Annotated in this window: 20 protein-coding genes, 1 pseudogene and 1 riboswitch; of the genes and pseudogenes, 13 read left to right on the forward strand and 8 right to left on the reverse strand. The window is 63.0% G+C overall.

The features are described from left to right. Positions 1 to 102 precede the first annotated feature (102 nt). Positions 103 to 1,086, reverse strand: a complete 984-nt coding sequence (gene ubiA / locus A4R29_RS07955; RefSeq protein ID WP_063173619.1) for a 4-hydroxybenzoate octaprenyltransferase — start codon at positions 1,084 to 1,086, stop codon at positions 103 to 105. A 68-nt stretch (positions 1,087 to 1,154) separates the two neighbouring features. After that, positions 1,155 to 2,066, reverse strand: a complete 912-nt coding sequence (locus A4R29_RS07960; RefSeq protein ID WP_063171645.1) for a LysR family transcriptional regulator — start codon at positions 2,064 to 2,066, stop codon at positions 1,155 to 1,157. Between the two features lie 89 nt (positions 2,067 to 2,155). On the opposite strand from A4R29_RS07960, the gene A4R29_RS07965 reads away from it, so the two are divergent. Together A4R29_RS07965 and purD are read left to right on the forward strand one after the other, a co-directional pair. Beyond that, positions 2,156 to 2,971 (forward strand): phytanoyl-CoA dioxygenase family protein, encoded by an 816-nt coding sequence (locus tag A4R29_RS07965; protein ID WP_013532814.1) that lies wholly within the window; start codon positions 2,156 to 2,158, stop codon positions 2,969 to 2,971. 278 nt (positions 2,972 to 3,249) lie between these two features. Then, entirely contained in the window at positions 3,250 to 4,527 is a 1,278-nt protein-coding gene (gene purD / locus A4R29_RS07970; protein ID WP_063171646.1) for a phosphoribosylamine--glycine ligase, read from the forward strand. A gap of 13 nt (positions 4,528 to 4,540) precedes the next feature. On the opposite strand, the gene A4R29_RS07975 is transcribed toward purD, so the two are convergent. Both A4R29_RS07975 and A4R29_RS32880 read right to left on the reverse strand, forming a co-directional pair. Further along, complete coding sequence (locus A4R29_RS07975) at positions 4,541 to 5,650, reverse strand: glycoside hydrolase family 25 protein (protein ID WP_063173620.1); 1,110 nt, start codon at positions 5,648 to 5,650, stop codon at positions 4,541 to 4,543. A 243-nt stretch (positions 5,651 to 5,893) separates the two neighbouring features. After that, positions 5,894 to 6,112 (reverse strand): hypothetical protein, encoded by a 219-nt coding sequence (locus A4R29_RS32880; RefSeq protein ID WP_082827546.1) that lies wholly within the window; start codon positions 6,110 to 6,112, stop codon positions 5,894 to 5,896. A 214-nt stretch (positions 6,113 to 6,326) separates the two neighbouring features. On the opposite strand from A4R29_RS32880, the gene A4R29_RS07980 reads away from it, so the two are divergent. Both A4R29_RS07980 and A4R29_RS07985 read left to right on the forward strand, forming a co-directional pair. After that, entirely contained in the window at positions 6,327 to 8,096 is a 1,770-nt protein-coding gene (locus tag A4R29_RS07980; RefSeq protein ID WP_063171647.1) for an acyl-CoA dehydrogenase family protein, read from the forward strand. Positions 8,097 to 8,115: 19 nt separating this feature from the next. Further along, positions 8,116 to 8,868 (forward strand): crotonase/enoyl-CoA hydratase family protein, encoded by a 753-nt coding sequence (locus A4R29_RS07985; protein ID WP_024503596.1) that lies wholly within the window; start codon positions 8,116 to 8,118, stop codon positions 8,866 to 8,868. Positions 8,869 to 8,877: 9 nt separating this feature from the next. On the opposite strand, the gene pdxH is transcribed toward A4R29_RS07985, so the two are convergent. Beyond that, the gene (gene pdxH / locus A4R29_RS07990) at positions 8,878 to 9,495 is read right to left on the reverse strand and encodes a pyridoxamine 5'-phosphate oxidase (protein ID WP_063171648.1); all 618 of its coding nucleotides are present in this window, start codon (positions 9,493 to 9,495) and stop codon (positions 8,878 to 8,880) included. Between the two features lie 72 nt (positions 9,496 to 9,567). Between pdxH and A4R29_RS07995 the strand changes: the two genes are divergently transcribed. The 4 genes from A4R29_RS07995 to A4R29_RS08010 all read left to right on the forward strand — a co-directional run bounded on the left by A4R29_RS07995 (position 9,568) and on the right by A4R29_RS08010 (position 12,615). Beyond that, the gene (locus A4R29_RS07995) at positions 9,568 to 10,029 is read left to right on the forward strand and encodes an RT0821/Lpp0805 family surface protein (RefSeq protein WP_013532805.1); all 462 of its coding nucleotides are present in this window, start codon (positions 9,568 to 9,570) and stop codon (positions 10,027 to 10,029) included. Positions 10,030 to 10,128: 99 nt separating this feature from the next. Next, on the forward strand, positions 10,129 to 11,058 hold the full coding sequence (locus A4R29_RS08000; protein WP_063171649.1) for a DnaJ C-terminal domain-containing protein: 930 nt from the start codon (positions 10,129 to 10,131) through the stop codon (positions 11,056 to 11,058). A gap of 106 nt (positions 11,059 to 11,164) precedes the next feature. Next, positions 11,165 to 11,983, forward strand: a complete 819-nt coding sequence (gene fabI / locus A4R29_RS08005; RefSeq protein WP_013532803.1) for an enoyl-ACP reductase FabI — start codon at positions 11,165 to 11,167, stop codon at positions 11,981 to 11,983. A gap of 44 nt (positions 11,984 to 12,027) precedes the next feature. Then, on the forward strand, positions 12,028 to 12,615 hold the full coding sequence (locus tag A4R29_RS08010; protein WP_027164160.1) for a histidine phosphatase family protein: 588 nt from the start codon (positions 12,028 to 12,030) through the stop codon (positions 12,613 to 12,615). Positions 12,616 to 12,784: 169 nt separating this feature from the next. Here the strand turns inward: A4R29_RS08010 and A4R29_RS08015 are convergent, their stop codons facing one another. Then, the gene (locus tag A4R29_RS08015) at positions 12,785 to 13,045 is read right to left on the reverse strand and encodes a DUF1344 domain-containing protein (RefSeq protein WP_013532801.1); all 261 of its coding nucleotides are present in this window, start codon (positions 13,043 to 13,045) and stop codon (positions 12,785 to 12,787) included. Between the two features lie 178 nt (positions 13,046 to 13,223). Between A4R29_RS08015 and aroC the strand changes: the two genes are divergently transcribed. From aroC to A4R29_RS08030, 3 genes are all read left to right on the forward strand, one after another. Then, positions 13,224 to 14,333 carry a chorismate synthase gene (gene aroC / locus A4R29_RS08020; RefSeq protein WP_013532800.1) on the forward strand — a complete coding sequence of 370 codons (1,110 nt, stop codon included), beginning with the start codon at positions 13,224 to 13,226 and terminating at the stop codon, positions 14,331 to 14,333. 111 nt (positions 14,334 to 14,444) lie between these two features. After that, positions 14,445 to 15,545: a 3,4-dihydroxy-2-butanone-4-phosphate synthase gene (ribB, locus tag A4R29_RS08025; RefSeq protein ID WP_027164159.1), complete on the forward strand. Its 1,101-nt coding sequence runs from the start codon at positions 14,445 to 14,447 to the stop codon at positions 15,543 to 15,545. Between the two features lie 33 nt (positions 15,546 to 15,578). Then, positions 15,579 to 16,121 carry a GNAT family N-acetyltransferase gene (locus tag A4R29_RS08030; protein WP_027164158.1) on the forward strand — a complete coding sequence of 181 codons (543 nt, stop codon included), beginning with the start codon at positions 15,579 to 15,581 and terminating at the stop codon, positions 16,119 to 16,121. A gap of 37 nt (positions 16,122 to 16,158) precedes the next feature. Here A4R29_RS08030 and A4R29_RS08035 read toward each other — a convergent pair whose 3' ends face one another. Next, entirely contained in the window at positions 16,159 to 17,382 is a 1,224-nt protein-coding gene (locus A4R29_RS08035; RefSeq protein ID WP_027164157.1) for an MFS transporter, read from the reverse strand. A 120-nt stretch (positions 17,383 to 17,502) separates the two neighbouring features. Here A4R29_RS08035 and A4R29_RS08040 point away from each other — a divergent pair, with 120 nt between their 5' ends. Both A4R29_RS08040 and A4R29_RS08045 read left to right on the forward strand, forming a co-directional pair. Next, positions 17,503 to 18,111 (forward strand): TetR/AcrR family transcriptional regulator, encoded by a 609-nt coding sequence (locus A4R29_RS08040; RefSeq protein WP_013532796.1) that lies wholly within the window; start codon positions 17,503 to 17,505, stop codon positions 18,109 to 18,111. Positions 18,112 to 18,399: 288 nt separating this feature from the next. Then, positions 18,400 to 19,383, forward strand: coding sequence for a hypothetical protein (locus A4R29_RS08045; RefSeq protein ID WP_063171650.1), 984 nt, complete (start codon positions 18,400 to 18,402; stop codon positions 19,381 to 19,383). Between the two features lie 122 nt (positions 19,384 to 19,505). On the opposite strand, the pseudogene bluB reads toward A4R29_RS08045, so the two are convergent. Continuing rightward, positions 19,506 to 20,231 (reverse strand): annotated as a pseudogene (gene bluB, locus A4R29_RS34995) (5,6-dimethylbenzimidazole synthase); the annotation flags it as partial. A 3-nt stretch (positions 20,232 to 20,234) separates the two neighbouring features. Continuing rightward, positions 20,235 to 20,414, reverse strand: a riboswitch (cobalamin riboswitch).

The following is a 20,414-nucleotide window of genomic DNA, read 5'->3' on the forward strand; positions in this document are numbered from 1 at the left end:
TTCCAGCTTGGCAACGCCGGCACTCCGTCCAGCACCCCTCAACCGTCTTGGCGCTGCGCGCCAATCCACCTTCTCCCACAAGGGGAGAAGGGAAAAAGCCCGCTAAACCAGCGGCTTCAGAGCCACCCACACAGCGCCGCCGATCAGGCCGAGGAAGATCAGCCAGCCGACCTGGTTGTTCGACCTGAACAGGCGCAGGCATTGGTCCGGATTGTCGATGTCCAACACGGCGATCTGCCGCGCCATATGGGTGCCGGCGGCGATCAGCCCGGCCAGCGCCACCACCGGCGCCTGCGCCGACGCGAAGGCGATGGCGAAGCAGATCAGCGCGCCGCCATAAAGTCCGGCCAGCCAGGCCTTGGTGTTGTCGCCGAACAGGCGTGCCGTCGAGCGCACGCCGACAATGGCGTCATCTTCCTTGTCCTGGTGCGCGTAGATCGTGTCGTATCCGATCACCCACAGGATCGAGCCGATATAGAGCATGACAGCAGGCCCATCGAGATCGCCGAACTCGACCGCCCATCCCATCAGCGCGCCCCAGGAAAAAGCAAGGCCGAGCACCAGTTGCGGCCAGTTGGTTATCCGCTTCATGAACGGATATATGGCGATGACCGCCAGTGAGCAGATGCCGAGCAGGACGGCAAAGCTGTTGAACTGGATGAGCACGACGAGGCCGACCAGGGCCTGCAGGACGAGAAACAGCCATGCCCGCCGGCGCGTCGCCTTGCCTGACGGCAGCGGTCGCGAGCGCGTGCGCTCCACCTGGTTGTCGATGTCCTCGTCGACGAGGTCGTTGTAGGTGCAGCCGGCGCCGCGCATGGCGATGGCCCCGATCAGGAAAAGCACGAGATACAAAGGCGCCGGCAGCAGCGAGAGCAGCGGGTCGCCCGGACGCGGATAGGCGCTCGCCGCCAAGGCCGCCGACCACCAGCACGGCCACAGCAGCAGTTGCCAGCCTATCGGCCTGTCCCATCGGGCAAGCTGCGCATAGGGCCATATCGAGCGCGGCAGCACGCGGTAGACCCAATGGCCGTTCGGCGCATCGGCGACACGGCCCTGGGCCGCTTTCGACTGGATGGTTTCCATGCCCATGGAGTGGCAGCAGCGGCGGAAACCGTCAAGCGGCAAGCGGAGACGCGGCGCCCGTCAGCCTTTCACGAGGCAAAGATGTCGCGGGTGGCGAACCAGTCCTTGGCCACCTCGACGAAGGCCAGCGCTGCATTCGACACACGCTGATGCGTGTCATAGGTAAGCAGGATCCGCTGCATGGGCAGCGGATCCGACAGCGGCTTGCAGATGAGCGGCAGCCCGTCATAGCTGCGGTCGCCATGCGGGCGGGTGTAGCTGACCGCAACGCCGAAGCCGTTGGCGACCATGCTCCGTTGCAGTTCGAACGAGCTTGTCGTCGTATCGGCCACAGGCGAAAGGCCGCGGCTGCGGAACAGGTCTAGCATATGCTGCCAGCTGTGCGGCTGGTCGGTGGTGATCAGCGGATAGGCAGCCAGATCGGCAAGGCTGACCGACGGGCGATCCGCCAGGGCATGGCCTGCCGGCAACAGCGCGTGCGGGCGAAGTTCGCGCAGCAGGATGCGGGCGAAATGCGTCGGCAGGCTGAGATCATAGGTCAGGCCAAGATCGATGGCCGCATCACCCAGCCGTCGTCCCAGCGTCTCGAACGTCTCGTCGCGAACGACGATTTTGACGGCTGGATAGTTTTCGGAGAAGGCGCGGATCAAAGCCGGCGCGAAGAAAGGCGCCAGATCCTCAAAGCATCCCAGCACCAACTCACCGCTGACAGCCGATTTGCTTGAACCCAGGCCGATGAGTTCCTCCGTTTCGGTGAGAACCTGCCTTGCCTTGGCCACGACGGCGCGGCCGAACGATGTCGGCGACACGCCGCTTCCCCGCTGGCGGACGAACAGTTTCTGGCCGAAATTCTTTTCAACCGCGTCGATCGCCACCGAAATCGAAGGCTGAGAGACGTTCAGCATCTTTGCCGCGCCGGTGACGCTGCCGTGACGCGCCACGGCAACCAGATAGCGCAGCTGCGTGAGAGTCACACTCATAGGGGCACTCTATATGTCAGATCGAAAGTTATTATTTTACCGAATGACTGACTGTTGCGATAGTGGCTTTATTCCAAGAGGAGAACGCCATGGCTTCCCGGACTGCCACCCTCGACGCCACCAGGATCGGCGCGTCCACGATTGCCGATTATCAGCGTGACGGCGCTGTTTGCATTCGCGGCGCCTTCAAGGGCTGGGTCGACACGATTGCCGCCGGCATCGAACGCAATATGCAGAACCGCAGCGCCACCGCATCCGACATAGCCAACGGTCGCGGTAGTTTCTTCGATGACTACTGCAACTGGGAGCGCATCCCCGAATTCGTCAGCCTGGTACGGGACTCACCCGCCGCCGAACTGGCGGCGGCGGTGATGCAGTCGCGCACCGCGCAGTTCTTCCATGATCATGTGCTGGTGAAGGAACCCGGCACGCAGAAGCCGACGCCCTGGCATCAGGACATCCCCTACTATTTCGTCGATGGCCAGCAGACGGTGAGCTTCTGGATACCCATCGACCCGGTGAAAGAGGCGACGCTGCGGCTGATCGCCGGCTCGCACAAATGGGACAAGATGATCCTGCCGGTGCGCTGGCTCGACGATAGCAATTTCTATGCCGGCGAGGGCGACTATCTGCCGGTGCCCGATCCCGACAAGGATCCGTCGATGAAGGTGCTCGAATGGGAAATGGAGCCGGGCGACGCCATCCTGTTCGACTTCAGGACCGCGCATGGCGCGCGTGGCAATATGACCGCGGCGCGGCGCCGGGCGCTGTCGCTACGCTGGGTCGGTGACGATGCGCGCTATGTCGAGCGGCCGGGCCGTACCTCGCCGCCCTATCACGGCCATGGCATGCAGCCGGGCGAGAGGCTGCGCGAGGACTGGTTTCCGGTGGTTTTCTCCGCCTAGCGAATCGCCAGAAAATTGGCGGCGGGGATAACGTTCCCGTGCGCAATTGCGATCTAAACACCCTGATGCCTTGACCCGTCGCCCGGAGAGCAATAGCGGGTCTCCAAGAGACTGTTTCGAAATTCGCTCTGGCGAGTCATATGGTGGTGGTTTCGAGAACCGCAGCGGAGCGGACATTTGGTCCGTGAGCTCAGTTCTACTGCACGCAGTAGAACGGGAAGCGCAGAAAACGCCATCAGATGGCCGCCAGAGCAGAATTTCGGCATCAAGAGGTGGCCATGAACGTTCTTCTTCTGGGCTCCGGCGGCCGCGAACATGCGCTCGCCTGGAAGATCGCCGCGTCGCCGCTGCTGACGAAGCTTTATGCCGCCCCCGGCAATCCGGGCATTGGCGGCGAGGCCGAACTGGTCAAGCTCGACATCGCCGATCACGCCGCGGTCACCGCATTCTGCCGGGAGAAAAAAATCGACCTCGTCGTGGTCGGTCCGGAAGGCCCGCTGGTCGCCGGCATTGCCGACGATCTGCGCGCCGAAAATATCCGCGTCTTCGGTCCCTCCAAGGCAGCGGCACAGCTGGAAGGCTCGAAAGGTTTCACCAAGGACCTCTGCGCCCGCTACAACATCCCGACCGCCGCCTATGGCCGTTTCAGTGACCTGGCCTCGGCCAAAGCCTATGTCGAAAAGACCGGGGCGCCGATCGTCATCAAGGCCGACGGGCTCGCTGCCGGCAAGGGCGTCACCGTCGCCATGACGCTCAGTGAAGCACAGGCAGCACTCGATGCCTGCTTCGATGGTTCCTTCGGCGCCGCCGGCGCGGAAGTTGTGGTCGAGGAATTCATGACCGGCGAGGAGGCGAGCTTCTTCTGCCTCTGCGACGGTACCACCGCACTGCCCTTCGGCACCGCGCAGGATCACAAGCGCGTCGGCGACGGCGACACCGGTCCGAACACTGGCGGCATGGGGGCCTATTCGCCGGCACCGGTGATGACTTCGGAATTGGTCGAGCGCACCATGCGTGAGATCATCGAGCCGACCATGCGCGGCATGGCCGAACTGGGCGCGCCTTTTTCCGGCGTGCTGTTTGCCGGGCTGATGATCACCGACAAGGGGCCAAGACTGATCGAATACAACACCCGCTTCGGCGATCCGGAATGCCAGGTGCTGATGATGCGGCTGAAGGACGATCTGCTGGTTCTGCTCAATGCGGCAGTTGATGGCCAACTTGCCCACACCTCGGTGCGCTGGCGCGACGAGGCGGCACTGACCGTCGTGATGGCGGCGAGAGGCTATCCTGGCACGCCGGAAAAGGGCTCGGTCATCCGCGGTGTCGAAGATGCGGCGGGCTACGGCGTCCAGATATTCCATGCCGGCACCGCCATCAATGGCGGCGCGCTGGTGGCCAATGGCGGCCGCGTCCTCAACGTGACGGCATCAGGCGCCACGGTCGGCGAGGCGCAGAAACGAGCCTATGCCGCGCTCGACCGCATCGACTGGCCGGACGGTTTCTGCCGCCGCGATATCGGCTGGCAGGCGGTGGCGCGCGAACAGGGAAACTGAAGTCCGCGTTGGCTTACCGCTGGCCGCGATCGAGTTCGGTGGAAGCGGTGCTGAGCGGATCGGCAGCGGCAAAGGCAGCGTCGAGTTGTGCGGGCGAACGCCGCTCGGTCCGCTTCCAGGCGACATATTGTACAATGCCGAAACTCGGTCTCCGGGGCACCGTCTTCACGACCGGCATGCGGAAGCTGTCGCGGAAACGGGACCAGCGTGTGCCCAACGCTGCGACCATGTCCTCGAAAGTCGGCGGCGCGGCCACAGACGCATAGGTGATGGTGACATTGCCGGCGAGGCCGGCCTCGCGTGAAACCGGTAGCGGTATGGAGGCGAGATAGTCCGGCGGCACGTCGATAAGCCCGCCGAACGGCCATTGCGCGCGCAGCGTGGCGGCGTCGGTCGGCGCGACATTCACGTCTATGTCGTTAGGCGTGCCGGCAACCCTGTAAGGGCAGCGGAAACGGCCGCAATTGGCTTGCGCCGAAAACTGCCACAGTGCGTAGCCTTGCCAGTTGCCCATCGGAAAATGCACGTCGATGTCGGACTTATAGCGGGCATACCAGAGCGGCAGCCGCGACAGGAGCCGGTATCGGTAGCTGTTGTCGGCAATGTACTGGGCGGTCTTGCCGTTGGTGTACAGCACCGGGAAACGGCCGATGCGCCGATGCACCTGGCGCACGAACTCCTCGGCATCGTCGAGCGACATCCATTGCGAGGGATCATTGCCCTCAATGTCGAGAGCCATGAGATCGTCTGGTGCGGGCTCGGCGAAATCGAGGAAATTGTTGGCCTGCTCGACCGGATTGCCGGGGCGGGCAAGGTGATAGGCGCCCCATTTCAGGCCGAGTGCCTTGGCCACCACCCGGCGCGTCTGGAACAGTTCGCGCGTCACCGCATGGCGTTTCCACAGCGCCTTGCAAAGCTTCACCTCAATGTCGTTGCCCAGGCAGAAATAGGGCGGCGGCATGCCGTCGGAGGCCTTGTTGATGAAGCCGACGACCCGCTTGTCGGTGGCGAGCTGCGCCCAATCGATGGAATTGTATTCGTAGGCATCGACCACCAAAGCGCGGTCGGCGTTCTTCCAGGGTTCGGAAAAATCCGAAGCCTTTGCCGCCGTGGACAGCGCCATCGTCGCCGCCAAGGCGAGAAGCGCCAGCGCATGTCCAAAAGTGTGCAGCGGTTTTGGGGCAACGACATGCGGAGGAAACAATGGCTTGAAGGGCGTCGGCACGACACTCTTCAAGCGGCGAAGGAGGCGCGCCGTCCTTTTCAAAACAGGGAATCCCCGTTGATCAAAGACAAATCCTGAACGGCTATGGTTAAGGAAGTACTTTCGGGGCTGACTTCAGAAAAGCTGGCGACGCATCAGCTGCTAGAATTCAAACGGGTCCGGAGCCGGCTCTTGCCGCAGCGTGCCCTCGGCGGCGCGTTTGCGGTGGTGGGCGAGTGAGCATTGCGGCGAGCATAATGTGCCGCGATCCGACCAGTAGGCGGCCCCGTGGTCCAGTCTGCCGCCATGGTAGCAGAACCCCTCCGCTCGATAGGGCAGGCCGCATTCGATGCAGCGATAGGCGTCGGGTCTGGCAAGCATGGGCGGTTCCGGTTGGCTGGTTCTGATCCGTCGCCGGTCGACTTGATCCGGCATGGATTGAACTTAATACGCGCCGCCGCGATTGCAAAATCCGCGTGACAAAATTTGACGTTTACGTAAAAAGAAGATGGGAGAGCGCTGATACGGCGGGTGGTTTTGCAGCGGCACCGGCTCTAGGGTTGGGCGGGCCGATGCATCGGGAGGAGTGAGCGGCATGTATAGAGCACCGGTCGAGGATATTGCTTTCACCCTCAAGCACGTCGCCGGCATGAAATCGGCGCTCGATGCCGGCAGGTTCGGCGATCTCGGCGATGACCTGGTCGATGCCGTTCTTGGCGAGGCCGGCCGCTTCGCCACTGAAGAGGTCGCACCGCTCTACACGATCGGCGATCGGCAAGGTGCCGTGCTGAAGGACGCTGCCGTCACCACACCACCCGGCTGGAAGGAACTCTATCGCCGCTGGATCGATGGCGGCTGGAACGCGCTCTCCGGGCCTGAGGAATATGGCGGCCAGGCGCTGCCGACCATGCTTGGCGTTGCCGCGCTCGAAATGTGGAACTCCGCCGCCATGGCCTTCGGCATCGGCCCGACGCTGACCATGGGCGCTGTCGAAGCGCTCGACAAACACGCCTCCACAGACCTCAAGGCAAAGTATCTCGAAAAGCTCGTCTCCGGCGAGTGGATGGGCACGATGAACCTGACCGAGCCGCAAGCCGGTTCGGACCTTGCCGCCTTGCGTGCCCGCGCGGAGCCGGTGGGTGACGGCAGCTACCGCATCTTCGGCCAGAAAATCTTCATCACCTATGGCGAGCACGATTTCACCGACAACATCATCCATCTGGTGCTGGCGCGGCTGCCCGATGCGCCCTCCGGCACGCGCGGCATATCGCTGTTCCTGGTGCCGAAATTCCTGGTCGGCGACGATGGCGCGCTCGGCGCCCGCAACGATGTCTTTTGTTCCGGACTTGAGCACAAGCTCGGCATCCATGCCTCGCCGACCTGCACCATGATCTATGGCGACGGTTTCCAGGGCGCCAAGCCCGGCGCTATCGGCTGGCTGATCGGCGAGGAGAACAAGGGCCTCGCCTGCATGTTCACGATGATGAACAATGCGCGGCTTTGTGTCGGCATGCAGGGGGTAGCGGTCGCGGAAGCCGCAACGCAGAAGGCGATCGCCTATGCCAATGAGCGCCGGCAGGGCAAGGCAGCGAGCTACACTGGCACGGGTATGGCGCCGATCGTCCATCACCCCGATGTCCAGCGTAACCTGCTGACCATGAAGGCGCTGACCCAGACCGCGCGCGCCATCAGCTATTCCTGTGCCCACGCCATCGACATGGCCCGTGTCTCCGCCGGTGACGAGGCGGCACACTGGCGCGACCGCGCCAATCTGCTGACGCCGCTGGCAAAGGCCTTCTCGACCGATATCGGCGTCGAGGTTGCCTCACTCGGCCTCCAGGTTCATGGCGGCATGGGCTTCATCGAGGAGACGGGAGCGGCCGCCTTCTATCGTGATGCGCGCATCGCACCGATCTACGAGGGCACCAACGGCATCCAGGCGATCGATCTGGTGATGCGCAAGCTGCCGCTCGGCGGCGGCAACCATGTGCATGGTTACATCGCCGAACTGGCTGATATGGCCGCAGCGGTGCGGACCTCGAACCTGCAGGGTTTCGGCCGCACCGCCGACGCTCTCGACGCGGCACTTGGCGATCTCGGCGAAGCGACCCGCTTCCTGCAGAAACTGGCGGCCGAAGGCCGGGCGGACGAGGCGCTGGCGGGCGCGACGCCCTATCTCAGGCTGATCTCGCTTGCCGCCGGCGGCGCCTATCTGGCGCGCGGCGCTCTTGCCGATCAAGGCCGTATTCCCCTTTGCCGCTTCTTCGCCGAAAACCTGCTCGGCGAGGTCAGCGCTTTGCGGGCGCGCGTCATCAATGGCGCCGAAAGCCTCGCCGCTGCCGGAAAAACGCTGATTTCCGCCTGACGTTCACAAGGAAAGAACCGTGACAGACCATATCCTCGTCGAGCGCCAGGGCGCCATCCAGATCATCCGCATGAACCGGCCGGACAAGAAGAACGCGCTGACGCGCGCCATGTATGCGAAAATGTCAAAAAGTCTGGCTGAAGGCGACGCCGACCCGGAGATCCGCGTCCATGTCTTTCTCGGCGTGCCCGGCGCCTTCTCCTCAGGCAACGACCTTGCCGACTTCATGGTCATCGCCACCGGCGGTGACGGCGGCACCGAAGTCTGGGACTTCCTGATGGCGCTGGCCAAGGTCGAGAAACCCATGGTCTCCGGCGTCGACGGCATCGCGGTCGGCATCGGCACGACGCTCAACCTGCATTGCGACCTGACCTTCGCCACGCCACGCACCGTGTTCAGGACACCTTTCGTCGACCTTGGCCTGGTGCCTGAGGCGGGATCGAGCCTTTTGGCGCCGCGCATACTGGGCCAGCAAGGCGCTTTTGCGCTGCTCGGCCTCGGCGAGGGCTTTTCGGCTGAACGGGCGAAGGCCGCCGGCCTGATCTACGAGGTGGTCGAGGAAGCAGCACTGGAGGCCTCGGTGCTGGCGGCCGCCGGCCAGATCGCGGCCAAGCCGCCGCAGGCGTTGAAGATCGCGCGCGACCTGATGCGCGGCTCGCGCGACGACCTCGTCGCCCGCATCGGCGAGGAAAGCGAGCATTTTCGCGAGCGCCTGAAGTCCGATGAGGCGCGCGCCGCGCTCACCGCGTTCATGACGAGAAAGAAGGCCTGAGCCTCTTCTTCAGGGATAAAGCCTCGTCTTGTCCCAGTCGCCTTTCGCGTTGCGGCTGAAGACGAGCCGGTCGTGCAGGCGGAACGGCCTGTCGTGCCAGAACTCGATTGTCGTGGGCACGATTCGGAAGCCGGACCAGTGCTTTGGCCGCGGGATCTCGCCGATCGGGTAGCGTGCCGTGTATTCGGCCACTGCCTTCTCCAGCGCAAAGCGGCTTTCCAGCGGCCGCGATTGTTTCGAGGCCCATGCGCCGATGCGGCTGCCGCGCGGCCGTGTCGCATAGTAGGCGTCGGCTTCGGCGTCGCTGACGATCTCCACCGGTCCGCGAATGCGTACCTGGCGGCGCAGTGATTTCCAATGGAAACACATCGCCGCCTTCATGCTGCCAAGAATCTCCTGGCCCTTGGCGCTCTCGAAATTCGTGTAGAAGACAAACCCGCTTTCATCGAACCCCTTGAGCAAAACCATGCGCACATCCGGCATGCCGTCGGTATCGACGGTCGCCAGGGCCACGCCGTTGGGGTCGTTCGGCTCGCTTTTCGTGGCGTCGTCCAGCCATGCGGCAAACAGGCGAAACGGCTCGGCAGCCTCGGTAAAGTCACCGCTTGTTAACTCAGTGTCACTCATAGTTTTTCTCAAATTGTCACGAAGATTCTTACAAAGCCAAGATTCTTAACGAAGCAAGGGGGAGGCTGCCGATTGTCGCTTATCGCGCAAGCTTTTGACAGCAGGCAATGGAGCGTTATCGCTTCGGCCAGCGCGAAAGCCGCGATCGTGGCGGTCGCCTTGCCGCTTGCCGCTTGTGGCGCCGGCGGCTTCAGCCTGGAAAAAGCCGAAGTCGACCGCTCGATCCTGACCAGCAGCACATCGGCCTCGGCCGCGCCGGCCAGTCTGGATCGCGACTCCGACCAGACGACGATCGGCAATGCAGTCTCCTCGGCCGACATCGAGCAACTCGGCGGGCAGGCCGTCCCATGGGCCAATGCCGGTACCGGCTCGCGCGGTTCCATCACCGATCTGGCGGAATTGAAGGACAACGGCCAGACCTGCCGCCGCTTCAAGGCCTCGCGCGAAAGCTTTGACGGCGTTGCCATGTTCGAAGGCGAACTGTGCCTGGCCAGCGCCGGCGGCTGGCGCATGCAGGACTTCAAGGCGCTCTGATTTCCGCGTCTGATATGCGGCTCCAGCACTGGAATTTCTTCCTATGGGAGCGCATATAAGAGGCAACCAGAGACTCAACTCTTCTCCAGGGCAGTAAGCATGCGCGACCCCTATGAGGTGCTGGGCGTTGCCAGGAACGCATCGGCCAAAGACATAAAGTCGGCGTACCGGAAACTCGCCAAAAAGCATCATCCGGACCAGAATCCGAATGATCCAAAGGCGAAGGACCGTTTCGCCGCGGCCAACCAGGCCTACGAGATCGTCGGCGACGAAAAGAATCGCGCCGCTTTCGATCGCGGCGAGATCGACGCTGACGGCAAGCCGCGATTCCAGGGCTTTGAGGGCGCTGCCGGTGGCGGCGATCCGTTTGGCGGCTTTCGCCGGCAGCAAGGTCCGGGCGGCTCGCGGTTCGAATTCCGCTCCGGTCGACCCGGTGGCGATCCGTTCGACGGCAACAGCGACATCTTCAGCCAGATTTTTGGCGACACTTTTTCCGGCGCGCGCGGTCCCGGCATGGGCGATCGCCGCCAGCAGGCGACCGCTGCCGATCTGAACGTGACGCTCGACGTCACCATCGAGGAAGCGGCGACCGCTGAAAAGGTGACGGCGATGTTCCCCGACGGCCGCAAGGTGGCGGTCAAGCTGCCGGCCTATGTCGAGGATGGCCAGACCATCCGCCTCAAGGGCCAAGGCGAGCAGGGGCCGGGCCAGCCAGGCGACGCGCTGGTCAAGATCCATCTGCGCCGGCATCCACGCTACCGCATCGAAGGCCGCGACCTGCACGCCGATCTGCCGGTGACGCTGGCGGATGCCGTGCTCGGCGCCAAGGTGCCTGTCGAGACGCCGACCGGCAGGCTCGCGGTCAACATTCCGGCCTGGTCGAGCTCCGACAAGGTCCTGCGGCTGAAGGGCAGGGGCCTGCCGGAAAAGGCCGGCGGTCACGGCGATCTCTACGCTCATGTGCGTATCATGCTGCCGGAAGGCGGTGACAGCGCGCTCGAAGCGCTGTTGCGCAGCCAAAAAGGCTGATCGGCGGCTTTTGTCCCCTGAACTGTCCGTTTTGAGCGCTTGAAGGGGCTCTGTGCCTGTGCGATAGGGCAACCCACAAAGCTGAAATCTTGCGGAGAGCGCTCACATGGCGGGTGGACAGGGCCTAATGGCCGGCAAGCGCGGCCTCATTCTTGGCGTCGCCAACAATAGGTCGATCGCTTATGGCATCGCCAAGGCCTGCGTCGATCATGGCGCCGAGATAGCGCTGACCTATCAGGGCGAGGCGTTCAAGAAGCGTGTCGAGCCGCTGGCGGCGGAACTGGGCGCCTTTGTCGCCGGCCATTGCGACGTCACCGATCCGGCGAGCCTGGATGAGGTTTTCGCCAATGTCGCCAAACATTGGGGCAAGCTTGATTTCCTCGTCCACGCCATTGCCTTCTCCGACAAGGATGAGCTGACCGGCCGCTATGTCGAGACGTCACGCGACAATTTCCTGCGCACAATGGACATTTCGGTCTATTCCTTCACCACCATCGCCAAGCGCGCCGAGGCGCTGATGACCGATGGCGGCTCACTGCTGACGCTGACCTACTACGGCGCCGAAAAGGTGATGCCGCACTACAACGTCATGGGTGTCGCCAAGGCGGCGCTCGAGGCCAGCGTGCGCTACCTGGCGGTCGATCTCGGCGCCAAGAAGATCCGCGTCAACGCCATTTCGGCTGGCCCGATCAAGACCCTTGCCGCTTCCGGCATCGGCGATTTCCGCTACATCCTGAAGTGGAACGAGTACAATTCGCCGCTGAAGCAGACGGTGACGCAGGAGGAAGTCGGCGATTCCGGCGTCTATTTCCTGTCCGATCTGTCGCGCGGCGTCACCGGTGAAGTGCACCACGTCGATTCGGGCTACCACGTCGTCGGCATGAAGGCGGTCGACGCGCCTGATATTTCGACGGTCAAGGACTAGCACCCCCCAACCGTCGTCCGTCCCGATCCGCACCGGAAGACCTGATGTACCCGCTGGTTTATATCGCGCGCCACGGCCAGACCGCGTGGAACGCCGAAATGCGGCTTCAGGGGCAGGCTGACACCGATCTCAATGCTCTTGGCCGCGAACAGGCGACCGGCAACGGGCTTCGGCTAGCTGCGTTGGTTCCAGATCCCTGGGAATTCGACTTCGTCGCCAGTCCGATGAAACGGACGCGCGAAACGATGCAGCGTATTCGCGCCGCGATGAAGCTGGATCCGGATGCCTATCGAACCGATCCGCGCCTCGTCGAGGTCAATTTCGGCGATTGGCAGGGATTTACCTTTCCCGAGCTGGAGACGCGGTATCCCGGAGCAAGCGGGACGCGTGCTCTGGACAAGTGGAACTTCCAGCCGCCCGGCGAAGGCGCCGAGAGCTATCAGATGCTGCTCGAACGGGTGAGGCCATGCTTCGACGCGATCGAACGCCAGACGATATGCGTGACCCATGGCGGCGTCATGCGCACCTTGTTTCGTTTCGTTCTGGGATGGGCCGAGGACGAGGCAGCGAACCTGGAAATACCGCAGGATCGCCTGCTCAAGCTCGAAGGCAAGAGTCTGGAGTGGCTTTGATGCATGTCGCCCAAAAGTGGCCCCGGTTTTGGGAGAACGACATACATAAAACAAAGACCTAAAGCGGGTCGCCTGAAATCCGTTCAGACGCAACACGCTCTAGGCCATTTCGCAGGCGGCTCGGCGAAAGCTGAACCGCAAACGCTGCATTCAATTGAGGTTGGAAGCTCTAGTTGGCTGAGCTGTCCGGCAGTTCCATGTCGGTGATGACGTTTTCGCCATTGGTCACATCGTAGGCGATGACGATGTCCATGCCCGGCTTCAGCGCGTCGAGATCGGTCTCTGCGTTCAGCTTGTAGGACTTGCCGTCATCCAGCGTCAGCGTCGCCGTGTCCTTGTCGATCTTCTTGATCAGGCCTTCGGTCTGGCCGGCGAAAGCGGCGGTGGAAAGCAGCAGCGTGGCGGCAACGGCGCTAATCAGGGTACGCATAATCGTTCCTCTTTATCATTGCACCGGCATGGCGGCGGGCTGTTCAACAGCGGATGGAGCAGAGCAGAAACCAACCGAATGTGTCAAAACTAAATCCGCCAGATCACAGTTTGACCCCTGTGAAAAACGCCAATAGAACGCAATCTTCAGCCGGCTCCGATGCCGGGCAGGGTATTTCATGTCTCACAACACGTTCGGCCACCTTTTCCGCGTCACCACCTGGGGCGAAAGCCATGGCCCGTCGCTCGGCTGCGTGGTCGACGGCTGTCCGCCCGGCATCCGCTTTACGCGCGACGAGATCCAGGCCGAACTCGACAAGCGCCGTCCGGGACAGTCACGTTTCGTGACGCAGCGTCGCGAACCAGATGAAGTGAAGGTGCTGTCAGGTTTCATCCTCGACGAGGACGGCGAGACGATGATCACCACCGGCACGCCGGTGTCGATGCTGATCGAGAATGTCGACCAGCGTTCAAAGGATTATGGCGAGATCGCCCGCCAGTACCGGCCCGGCCATGCCGACTACACCTATGACGTCAAATACGGGGTGCGCGATTATCGTGGCGGCGGCCGCTCCTCGGCCCGCGAGACGGCAGCCAGAGTGGCGGCCGGTGCCTTGGCGCGCAAGGTGGTGCCCGGCGTGGTGGTGCGCGGTGCGCTGGTGTCGATGGGCGAGAAATCCATCGATCGCGCCAACTGGAACTGGAATTTCATCGGCGATGCGGAAAATCCGTTCTTCACCCCCGATCCGGCTTCCGTTCCTGTCTTCACGCAGTATCTCGACGGCATCCGCAAGGCGGGCTCCTCGGTCGGTGCGGTGATCGAGATCGTCGCCGACGGCGTTCCACCGGGCCTCGGCGCGCCGATCTATGCCAAGCTCGACCAGGACATCGCCTCCGGCCTGATGTCGATCAACGCGGTCAAGGGCGTCGAGATCGGCAACGGCTTCGAGGCCGCCCGCATCACCGGCGAGCAGAATGCCGACGAGATGCGCATCGGCAATGACGGCAAGCCGGTGTTCCTGTCCAACAATGCCGGCGGCATCCTCGGCGGCATCTCGACCGGCCAGGCAATCGTCGCCCGTTTCGCCGTCAAGCCGACCTCGTCGATCCTGACCCCGCGAAAGTCGATCGATAAGGACGGCAAGGACGTCGAGATCATGACCAAGGGCCGCCACGATCCATGCGTCGGCATCCGCGCCGTGCCGATCGGCGAGGCAATGGTTGCCTGTGCGATCGCCGATCATTATCTGCGGCATCGGGGACAGACGGGGAGGGGAATAGGGGAATAGGGGAATAGGGGAATATGTTGCGCTCTTAGCCCGGCCGGCCAAATCTTTTTGCTTTTCCCTACTCCCTTACTGCCCTACTCCCTTATTCCCCTGCGAGCAAAGCGAGCACTTATGCCTTACGACCAGAAGAAAATCGTCGAAGCCCTGCGTGCTTTCGAACGCGGCGAGATCGTCGTCGTCATGGATGATGACGGACGCGAGAACGAGGGCGACCTGATCGTCGCCGCTGTCCACTGCACGCCCGAAAAGATGGCGTTCATCGTTCGCCACACCTCCGGCATCGTCTGTACGCCGATGCCGCGCGAAGAAGCCAGGCGGCTGAACCTTGCCCCCATGGTCGCCGACAACGATTCCGCCCACACCACCGCTTTCACCGTCAGCGTCGATTTCAAGCATGGCACCACGACCGGCATCTCGGCCGAAGATCGCACTTTGACCGTTCGCAATCTTGCCAACGGCAATGTCGGTGGCTCGGATTTCGTCCGGCCCGGCCACATCTTTCCGCTGATTGCGCGCGAAGGCGGCGTGCTGATGCGCTCAGGCCATACCGAAGCAGCGGTCGATCTGTGCAAGCTCGCCGGCCTGCCGCCGGTTGGCGTCATTTCCGAGCTGGTCAATGATGACGGCACCGTCAAGCGCGGTCCGCAGGTGCAGGCTTTCGCCGAGGAGCATGGCCTCAAGCAGGTTTCGGTCGCCGACCTCATCGCCTACCGGCAGCGCAAGGAAACGCTGGTCGAACGCGTCGCCTGCTCGGAAATCGACACGCTCGGCGGCAAGGCACAGGTCTTCACCTACACGCTGCCGTGGGACTCCATGCATCACGTCGCCATCGTCTTCGGCGACATTCGTGACGGCGAGGACGTGCCGGTGCGTCTGCATTCCGAGGATGTGGTGACCGATGTCTTCGGCACCAGCCACCGGCTCGACGCCATCATGAAGACAATGGGCGAGCGCAGGCGCGGTGTCATCGTCTATCTCAGAGAAGGCTCCGTCGGCGTTGCGCATCAGGAGCGCAAGCGGCCGGCAAGCGGCGACCGCGAGGATCACGAAGAGGCGCGCCGCCGCGAAAACGAGTGGCGCGAGATCGGGCTAGGCGCCCAGATCCTCAAGGATCTCGGCATCTCCTCGATCAACCTGATCGCCTCGCGCGAACGCCACTATGTCGGCCTCGAAGGTTTTGGCATCCACATCGCCAAGACGGAGATCCTCTGAGCCTCCCGCCGATCCGGTTGCCGGAGAAGACGGATGAATGCGTCTCTGCCTTCCAGCCAGCGCAGCGAGCGGCTTTTGCTGCGCCGCCCAGAAGAGGCTGATCTGGATTTCCTGATCGACCTCTTTTCGCGCCGGGAGCTTGTTGCTCATCGTCCGGACCCTGTCCCGGATACAGCCCAGCAGAGCGCCGCGCGGCTGACGCGCGACATCGGTCATTGGGACAAGCACGGCTTTGGCCGCTGGGCGGTCGAGGCGGACGAAAAGCTGGTCGGCTTCGGCGGCGTCACGGTATCGGCGGATTTCGACGGTCTGAACCTGTCCTATCATCTTCATCCGGCGAGCTGGGGACATGGCTATGCCACGGAATTGGTGACGGAAGCACTGCGCACCGCGTTCGGCCCCTTGCGTGCCGATCGGGTTGTCGGCCTCGTCCGCCCCGCCAATCCGGCTTCGCGACGGGTGCTGGAGAAATGTGGCTTCGTCTTCGAAAAAGAGGTGATGTTGCATGGGGCGCCAACGATAGTTTTGGCATTGGCGCACCCAAGAAGAGTCAATATTTCAGGCCCGGCCGCCTAGAGCGGCGCGCCCGGCCTAAGGCCCGGGCGCGCCGGAACTATTCCGCAGCAATCGCGGCTGCTTCGCATCCGTCCATCTCGCACTCAGCCGTGGCAAGGCTGCGCTGGCCAAGCAGCACCGTGGCCAGCGCGATCGTGCCTGAAGCCACAGAGACCCAGAACCCGTTCTGGGCACCGAACGCATCGACCACCGCGCCGGCCGCGAACGAGCCGAGCGCCATGCCGATGCCGATGCCGGTCATGACCCAGGTAATGCCTTCGGTCAGCATCGCCTCCGGCACATGCCGCTCGATCAGGCCGAAGGCGGTGATGAAGGTCGGCGAGATCGCCACGCCGCTGATGAACACAGTCAGCGCCAGCAGTGGCACGGTGTCGGCGGTGAGCGGCAACAGCGTGCCGAGCGCGACGAGGGCGACTGCGATGGCCAACTGGCGTTGCAGCGGCGCCTTCAGGCTGAGCGCGCCGACGATGATGCCGAGCACGAACGATCCCAGCGCGTAAACGCCGATGACAAGGCTGGCGGCGCCGGGCTGGCCAAGCTCCTTGGTGATCGCCACGGTGCTGACTTCCGTCGTCGCGAAGGTCGCGCCGATGAAGATCAGGGCGAAGGTGATGATCTGAACCGGCCGCAGGCGGATCGCCGAGCCGCTTGAGCCATGGTCCACCGGCCGCACTTGCGGCTCCGTCGAGCGTTGCAGGATGAAGGCCGCTGATCCGAATGCGAGAAATAATGTGCTCACCAGAACGCCGGCTTCCGGGAACAGGGCAGCACTGAGACCGACCGATAGCGATGCCCCGGCGATATAGACCAGTTCATCGGCCGCGGACTCGAAGGCGAATGCGGTGTTCATCTGCGGCCGTCCGCGGAAAATCTCTGTCCAGCGCGCCCGCACCATCGCCGGCATGCTTGGCATGGCCGCGGCCAGTAGGGCCGACACGAACAGCGTCCACACCGGCCAGTCCTGGTTGGCCGCCGCTATCAGGACGGCGAAAGCCAGCACCGCGATGATGGTGGTGGGCACGACGATCCGTGTCTGGCCCAGGCGGTCCACCAGTCTCGATATCTGCGGCGCAACGAAAGCGTTGGCCAGAGCGTATGTTGCCGAGACGGCTCCGGCCAGCCAGTATTCGCCACGCGTCTGCGACAGCATCGCCACGATGCCGATGGGCGCCATGGCGATCGGCAGGCGCGCCATGAATCCGGCGGCCGCAAAGCCCTTGGCTCCGGGGGCACGAAAGATTTCCGAATAGGGATTTTGCATGGGTGGTTCCTCGACAAAGGACGATTCGGCAATTACATACGAAGCGTATGATTGTTAAATAGAGCATACGCCGCGTATGTCAATTGGCATACGTTACGTATGTGAATAGGGCCAGAAGCCATGCACAGACCCCGCAAGGAGATGATCGCCGAGACGCGCGCAAAGCTGATCGCGGCGGCCCGCCATGCCTTCGGCACAACAGGCTATGCGGAAGCCTCGATGGATGATTTCACCGCTTCGGCCGGGCTGACGCGCGGCGCGCTCTATCATCATTTTGGCGACAAGAAGGGGCTGCTGCAGGCGGTCATAGCCCAGATCGACGGCGAGATGGCGGCGCGCATCAATGAGGTCGCGTCGAGAGCGCCGACCCGCTGGCAGCATTTCGTCGACGAGTGCTCGACCTATATCGAGATGGCGCTGGAGCCGGAAATCCAGCGCATCATGTTCCGGGATGGCCCGGCCGTGCTGGGGGATCCAGCGCAATGGCCGAATGCCAGTGCGTGCATCGTGTCAATGACCGACCATCTGACCGCGCTGCAGGAGGAGGGGGTCGTTGTCTCGAGCCTCGACCCCGAGACGGCCTCGCGACTGATCAACGGAGCGAGCAGCCAGGCAGCGCAACGGATCGCCAATTCGGACGACCCCGAAGCGACGTCCAAGAAGGTGGTGACGGCGTTCAAGCAACTGCTCGAAGGCCTGCTCAAGAAGCCGGATCCGCAGTCGAATTGAGTTCCCACCGGAGCTTTCGTGCCGGCATCTGTTCCCGATAGGAATTTTTTCTTGACACCTGCCCTCAGCTAAGGTACATATTCGTCCATGGTGCTGATTTGCGCCGGTGACCCGCCGCACAGGCGGGTTTTTCGTTTGATGCTCCGTCAGACAACGCGCCGGCGAAAGGCTGCGAAAGAAAACCGTTGCCCCGAATTCGTCGCGCTTCGGCGTCAGGGGCCGGCAATTGACAATCGCCGGGTTGAGTTCATCCTCTTCCACCATCTCTGAGGCGGAGATTCGGGGCACATGTGGGATTTCGAGATCGGCCGGTCGGTGTCCATCATGATGCGGACCTGGCCGTTCATCGTCTTTCGTATGATCGTCTATTTCGGCATCACGCTGGCCTACATCATGGCGACCGGCACCGGTGCCTCGGTCGGCTATGGTGTCGGCCATATCTCCACCGATCCCGACGGGCCCATGTCCTTTGCCCTGTGGGGCGGCGTGGTCGGGTTTGGCATCGTCTCGATCGCGGTCTACTGGATCCGCGAATACATCCTCTATATCGTCAAGGCCGGCCACATCGCCGTCATGGTTCATCTGATCGACGGCCGCGACATTCCCGGCGGTCAGGACCAGATCGCCTACGCCAGGGATGTCGTGGCCCAGCGTTTTGCCGAGGCCAATATCCTTTTCGTCGTCGACCAACTCGTCAAGGGTGCCATCCGCGCCATCACCGGCCTGCTCGGCGGTATCGCCGCCTTCCTGCCGATACCGGGCCTGAGCGGCCTGGTCTCCTTCATCAACACGGTGATCCGCCTGTCGCTGACCTATGTCGACGAGATCATCCTCGGCTACAACATCCGCATCAATTCAGCCTCACCCTTCGAGACGGCGCGCCAAGGCGTCGTGCTCTATGCCCAGAACGGCAAGGTCATGGTCAAGAACGCCGTCTGGCTGGCGGTCATCATGTGGGGCGTGTCGTTCGTCATCTTTCTGATGATGCTGGCGCCTGCCGGCGCCATTCTGTTCCTGATGCCCGGCCAGCTCGCCGGCTGGGCCTTCGTGCTCGCCATCGTCTTCGCCTGGGCGTTCAAGGCGGCCTTCATCGAGCCTTTCGCCATCGCTTGCCTGATGCAGGTCTATTTCAAGACCATCGCGGGCCAGGTGCCGGATCCGGCCTGGGACGCCCGGTTGGCCGAGGCGTCGTCGAAGTTCAGGGAGCTCAAGGACAAGGCGCTCGCCTCCTTCGGCGGTTCGCGCTGGGGTACGGCCGGCGCCACACCCTGATCGGCCGGGCAGGTGGTGTCTGGTGAGGCAGAAACGGTGTTGAGGCGCGCCACGGTGGACTTCAGCTGTGTCTCGCCTTGCCCGGAAAACGTCTCGCTCATGATCAGTTCCGGCAGCGGCAGCCGCCGTCCCCAACCATGCGTTTCAAGGTCCGGTTTGGAAGCGAACTCGGAAACACGGCCGACGCAGAGATAGGCGATTGGCGTTACGTGATCCGGAATGGCCAACAGCCGCTTCAGCGCCTCAGCCTCGATGATGCTCACCCAGCCGACGCCAACGCCCTCGGCACGCGCGGCCAGCCAGAAATTCTGCACCGCGCAGACGGTGCTGTAGAGATCCATCTCCGGATTGTGCCAGCGTCCCAGAGGCGAACCTTTCGAGCGCTGCCGGTCGCAAGTGATGCAGATGTTGAGCGCGCTCTCGCAGATGCCTTCCAGCTTGAGCTTGCGGTACAGCGCCTGTTTTTCCGCCTCGATCGCCGGCAGTTCCTGCTCGCGCGCGGCCAGGAACAGGTCGCGCACCCTTTCGCGTCGCTCGATGTCACGAATGACAATGAAATTCCATGGCTGCATGAAGCCGACCGATGGCGCATGATGGGCGGCAAGCAGCAGCCGCGCCAGCACGTCGTCATCGATCGCGGTGGGCAGGAAATGGCTGCGCACGTCGCGCCGCGTGAACATGGCGCGATAGACCGCATCGCGCGCATTCTGGTCGAATCCATCGTCAATGGCAGCGGTCATATGTTCCGGCATCGCTTGTCCCCTTGCGATTGCAGATTCAAAACGGTCAGAGCGTACTTTGTGCGTCCAAATGGACGCACGTCGCTGTGATGTCATCCGCCTGACCATGCGGATGACGATGCCTGCCAGGCCGGTCTTCTGGCTTGGGATCAACCCGCGTCCGGTGCCTTCCCGTCATCGACAGTGGCATTTACCGGCGCGGTCCCCCTCACAGCGTTGGGCACGCCACGGAATTCAACCGTGTTCCCGATTCTCCCGCTTGCGGCGGGCACCAGGCAGTACCAAGAACCT

This window comes from Mesorhizobium ciceri biovar biserrulae (assembly GCF_001618845.1).
GTDB classification, from domain to species: domain Bacteria; phylum Pseudomonadota; class Alphaproteobacteria; order Rhizobiales; family Rhizobiaceae; genus Mesorhizobium; species Mesorhizobium ciceri.

Excerpts from the sequence above, each read along its gene's own strand:
- ubiA (WP_063173619.1), bottom strand. The coding sequence starts at position 1,086 with ATGGAAACCATCCAGTCGAAAGCGGCCCAGGGCCGTGTCGCCGATGCG.
- A4R29_RS07960 (WP_063171645.1), bottom strand. The coding sequence starts at position 2,066 with ATGAGTGTGACTCTCACGCAGCTGCGCTATCTGGTTGCCGTGGCGCGT.
- A4R29_RS07965 (WP_013532814.1), top strand. The coding sequence starts at position 2,156 with ATGGCTTCCCGGACTGCCACCCTCGACGCCACCAGGATCGGCGCGTCC.
- purD (WP_063171646.1), top strand. The coding sequence starts at position 3,250 with ATGAACGTTCTTCTTCTGGGCTCCGGCGGCCGCGAACATGCGCTCGCC.
- A4R29_RS07975 (WP_063173620.1), bottom strand. The coding sequence starts at position 5,650 with ATGGCGCTGTCCACGGCGGCAAAGGCTTCGGATTTTTCCGAACCCTGG.
- A4R29_RS32880 (WP_082827546.1), bottom strand. The coding sequence starts at position 6,112 with ATGCTTGCCAGACCCGACGCCTATCGCTGCATCGAATGCGGCCTGCCC.
- A4R29_RS07980 (WP_063171647.1), top strand. The coding sequence starts at position 6,327 with ATGTATAGAGCACCGGTCGAGGATATTGCTTTCACCCTCAAGCACGTC.
- pdxH (WP_063171648.1), bottom strand. The coding sequence starts at position 9,495 with ATGAGTGACACTGAGTTAACAAGCGGTGACTTTACCGAGGCTGCCGAG.
- A4R29_RS08000 (WP_063171649.1), top strand. The coding sequence starts at position 10,129 with ATGCGCGACCCCTATGAGGTGCTGGGCGTTGCCAGGAACGCATCGGCC.
- fabI (WP_013532803.1), top strand. The coding sequence starts at position 11,165 with ATGGCGGGTGGACAGGGCCTAATGGCCGGCAAGCGCGGCCTCATTCTT.
- A4R29_RS08010 (WP_027164160.1), top strand. The coding sequence starts at position 12,028 with ATGTACCCGCTGGTTTATATCGCGCGCCACGGCCAGACCGCGTGGAAC.
- A4R29_RS08015 (WP_013532801.1), bottom strand. The coding sequence starts at position 13,045 with ATGCGTACCCTGATTAGCGCCGTTGCCGCCACGCTGCTGCTTTCCACC.
- aroC (WP_013532800.1), top strand. The coding sequence starts at position 13,224 with ATGTCTCACAACACGTTCGGCCACCTTTTCCGCGTCACCACCTGGGGC.
- ribB (WP_027164159.1), top strand. The coding sequence starts at position 14,445 with ATGCCTTACGACCAGAAGAAAATCGTCGAAGCCCTGCGTGCTTTCGAA.
- A4R29_RS08030 (WP_027164158.1), top strand. The coding sequence starts at position 15,579 with ATGAATGCGTCTCTGCCTTCCAGCCAGCGCAGCGAGCGGCTTTTGCTG.
- A4R29_RS08035 (WP_027164157.1), bottom strand. The coding sequence starts at position 17,382 with ATGCAAAATCCCTATTCGGAAATCTTTCGTGCCCCCGGAGCCAAGGGC.
- A4R29_RS08040 (WP_013532796.1), top strand. The coding sequence starts at position 17,503 with ATGCACAGACCCCGCAAGGAGATGATCGCCGAGACGCGCGCAAAGCTG.
- A4R29_RS08045 (WP_063171650.1), top strand. The coding sequence starts at position 18,400 with ATGTGGGATTTCGAGATCGGCCGGTCGGTGTCCATCATGATGCGGACC.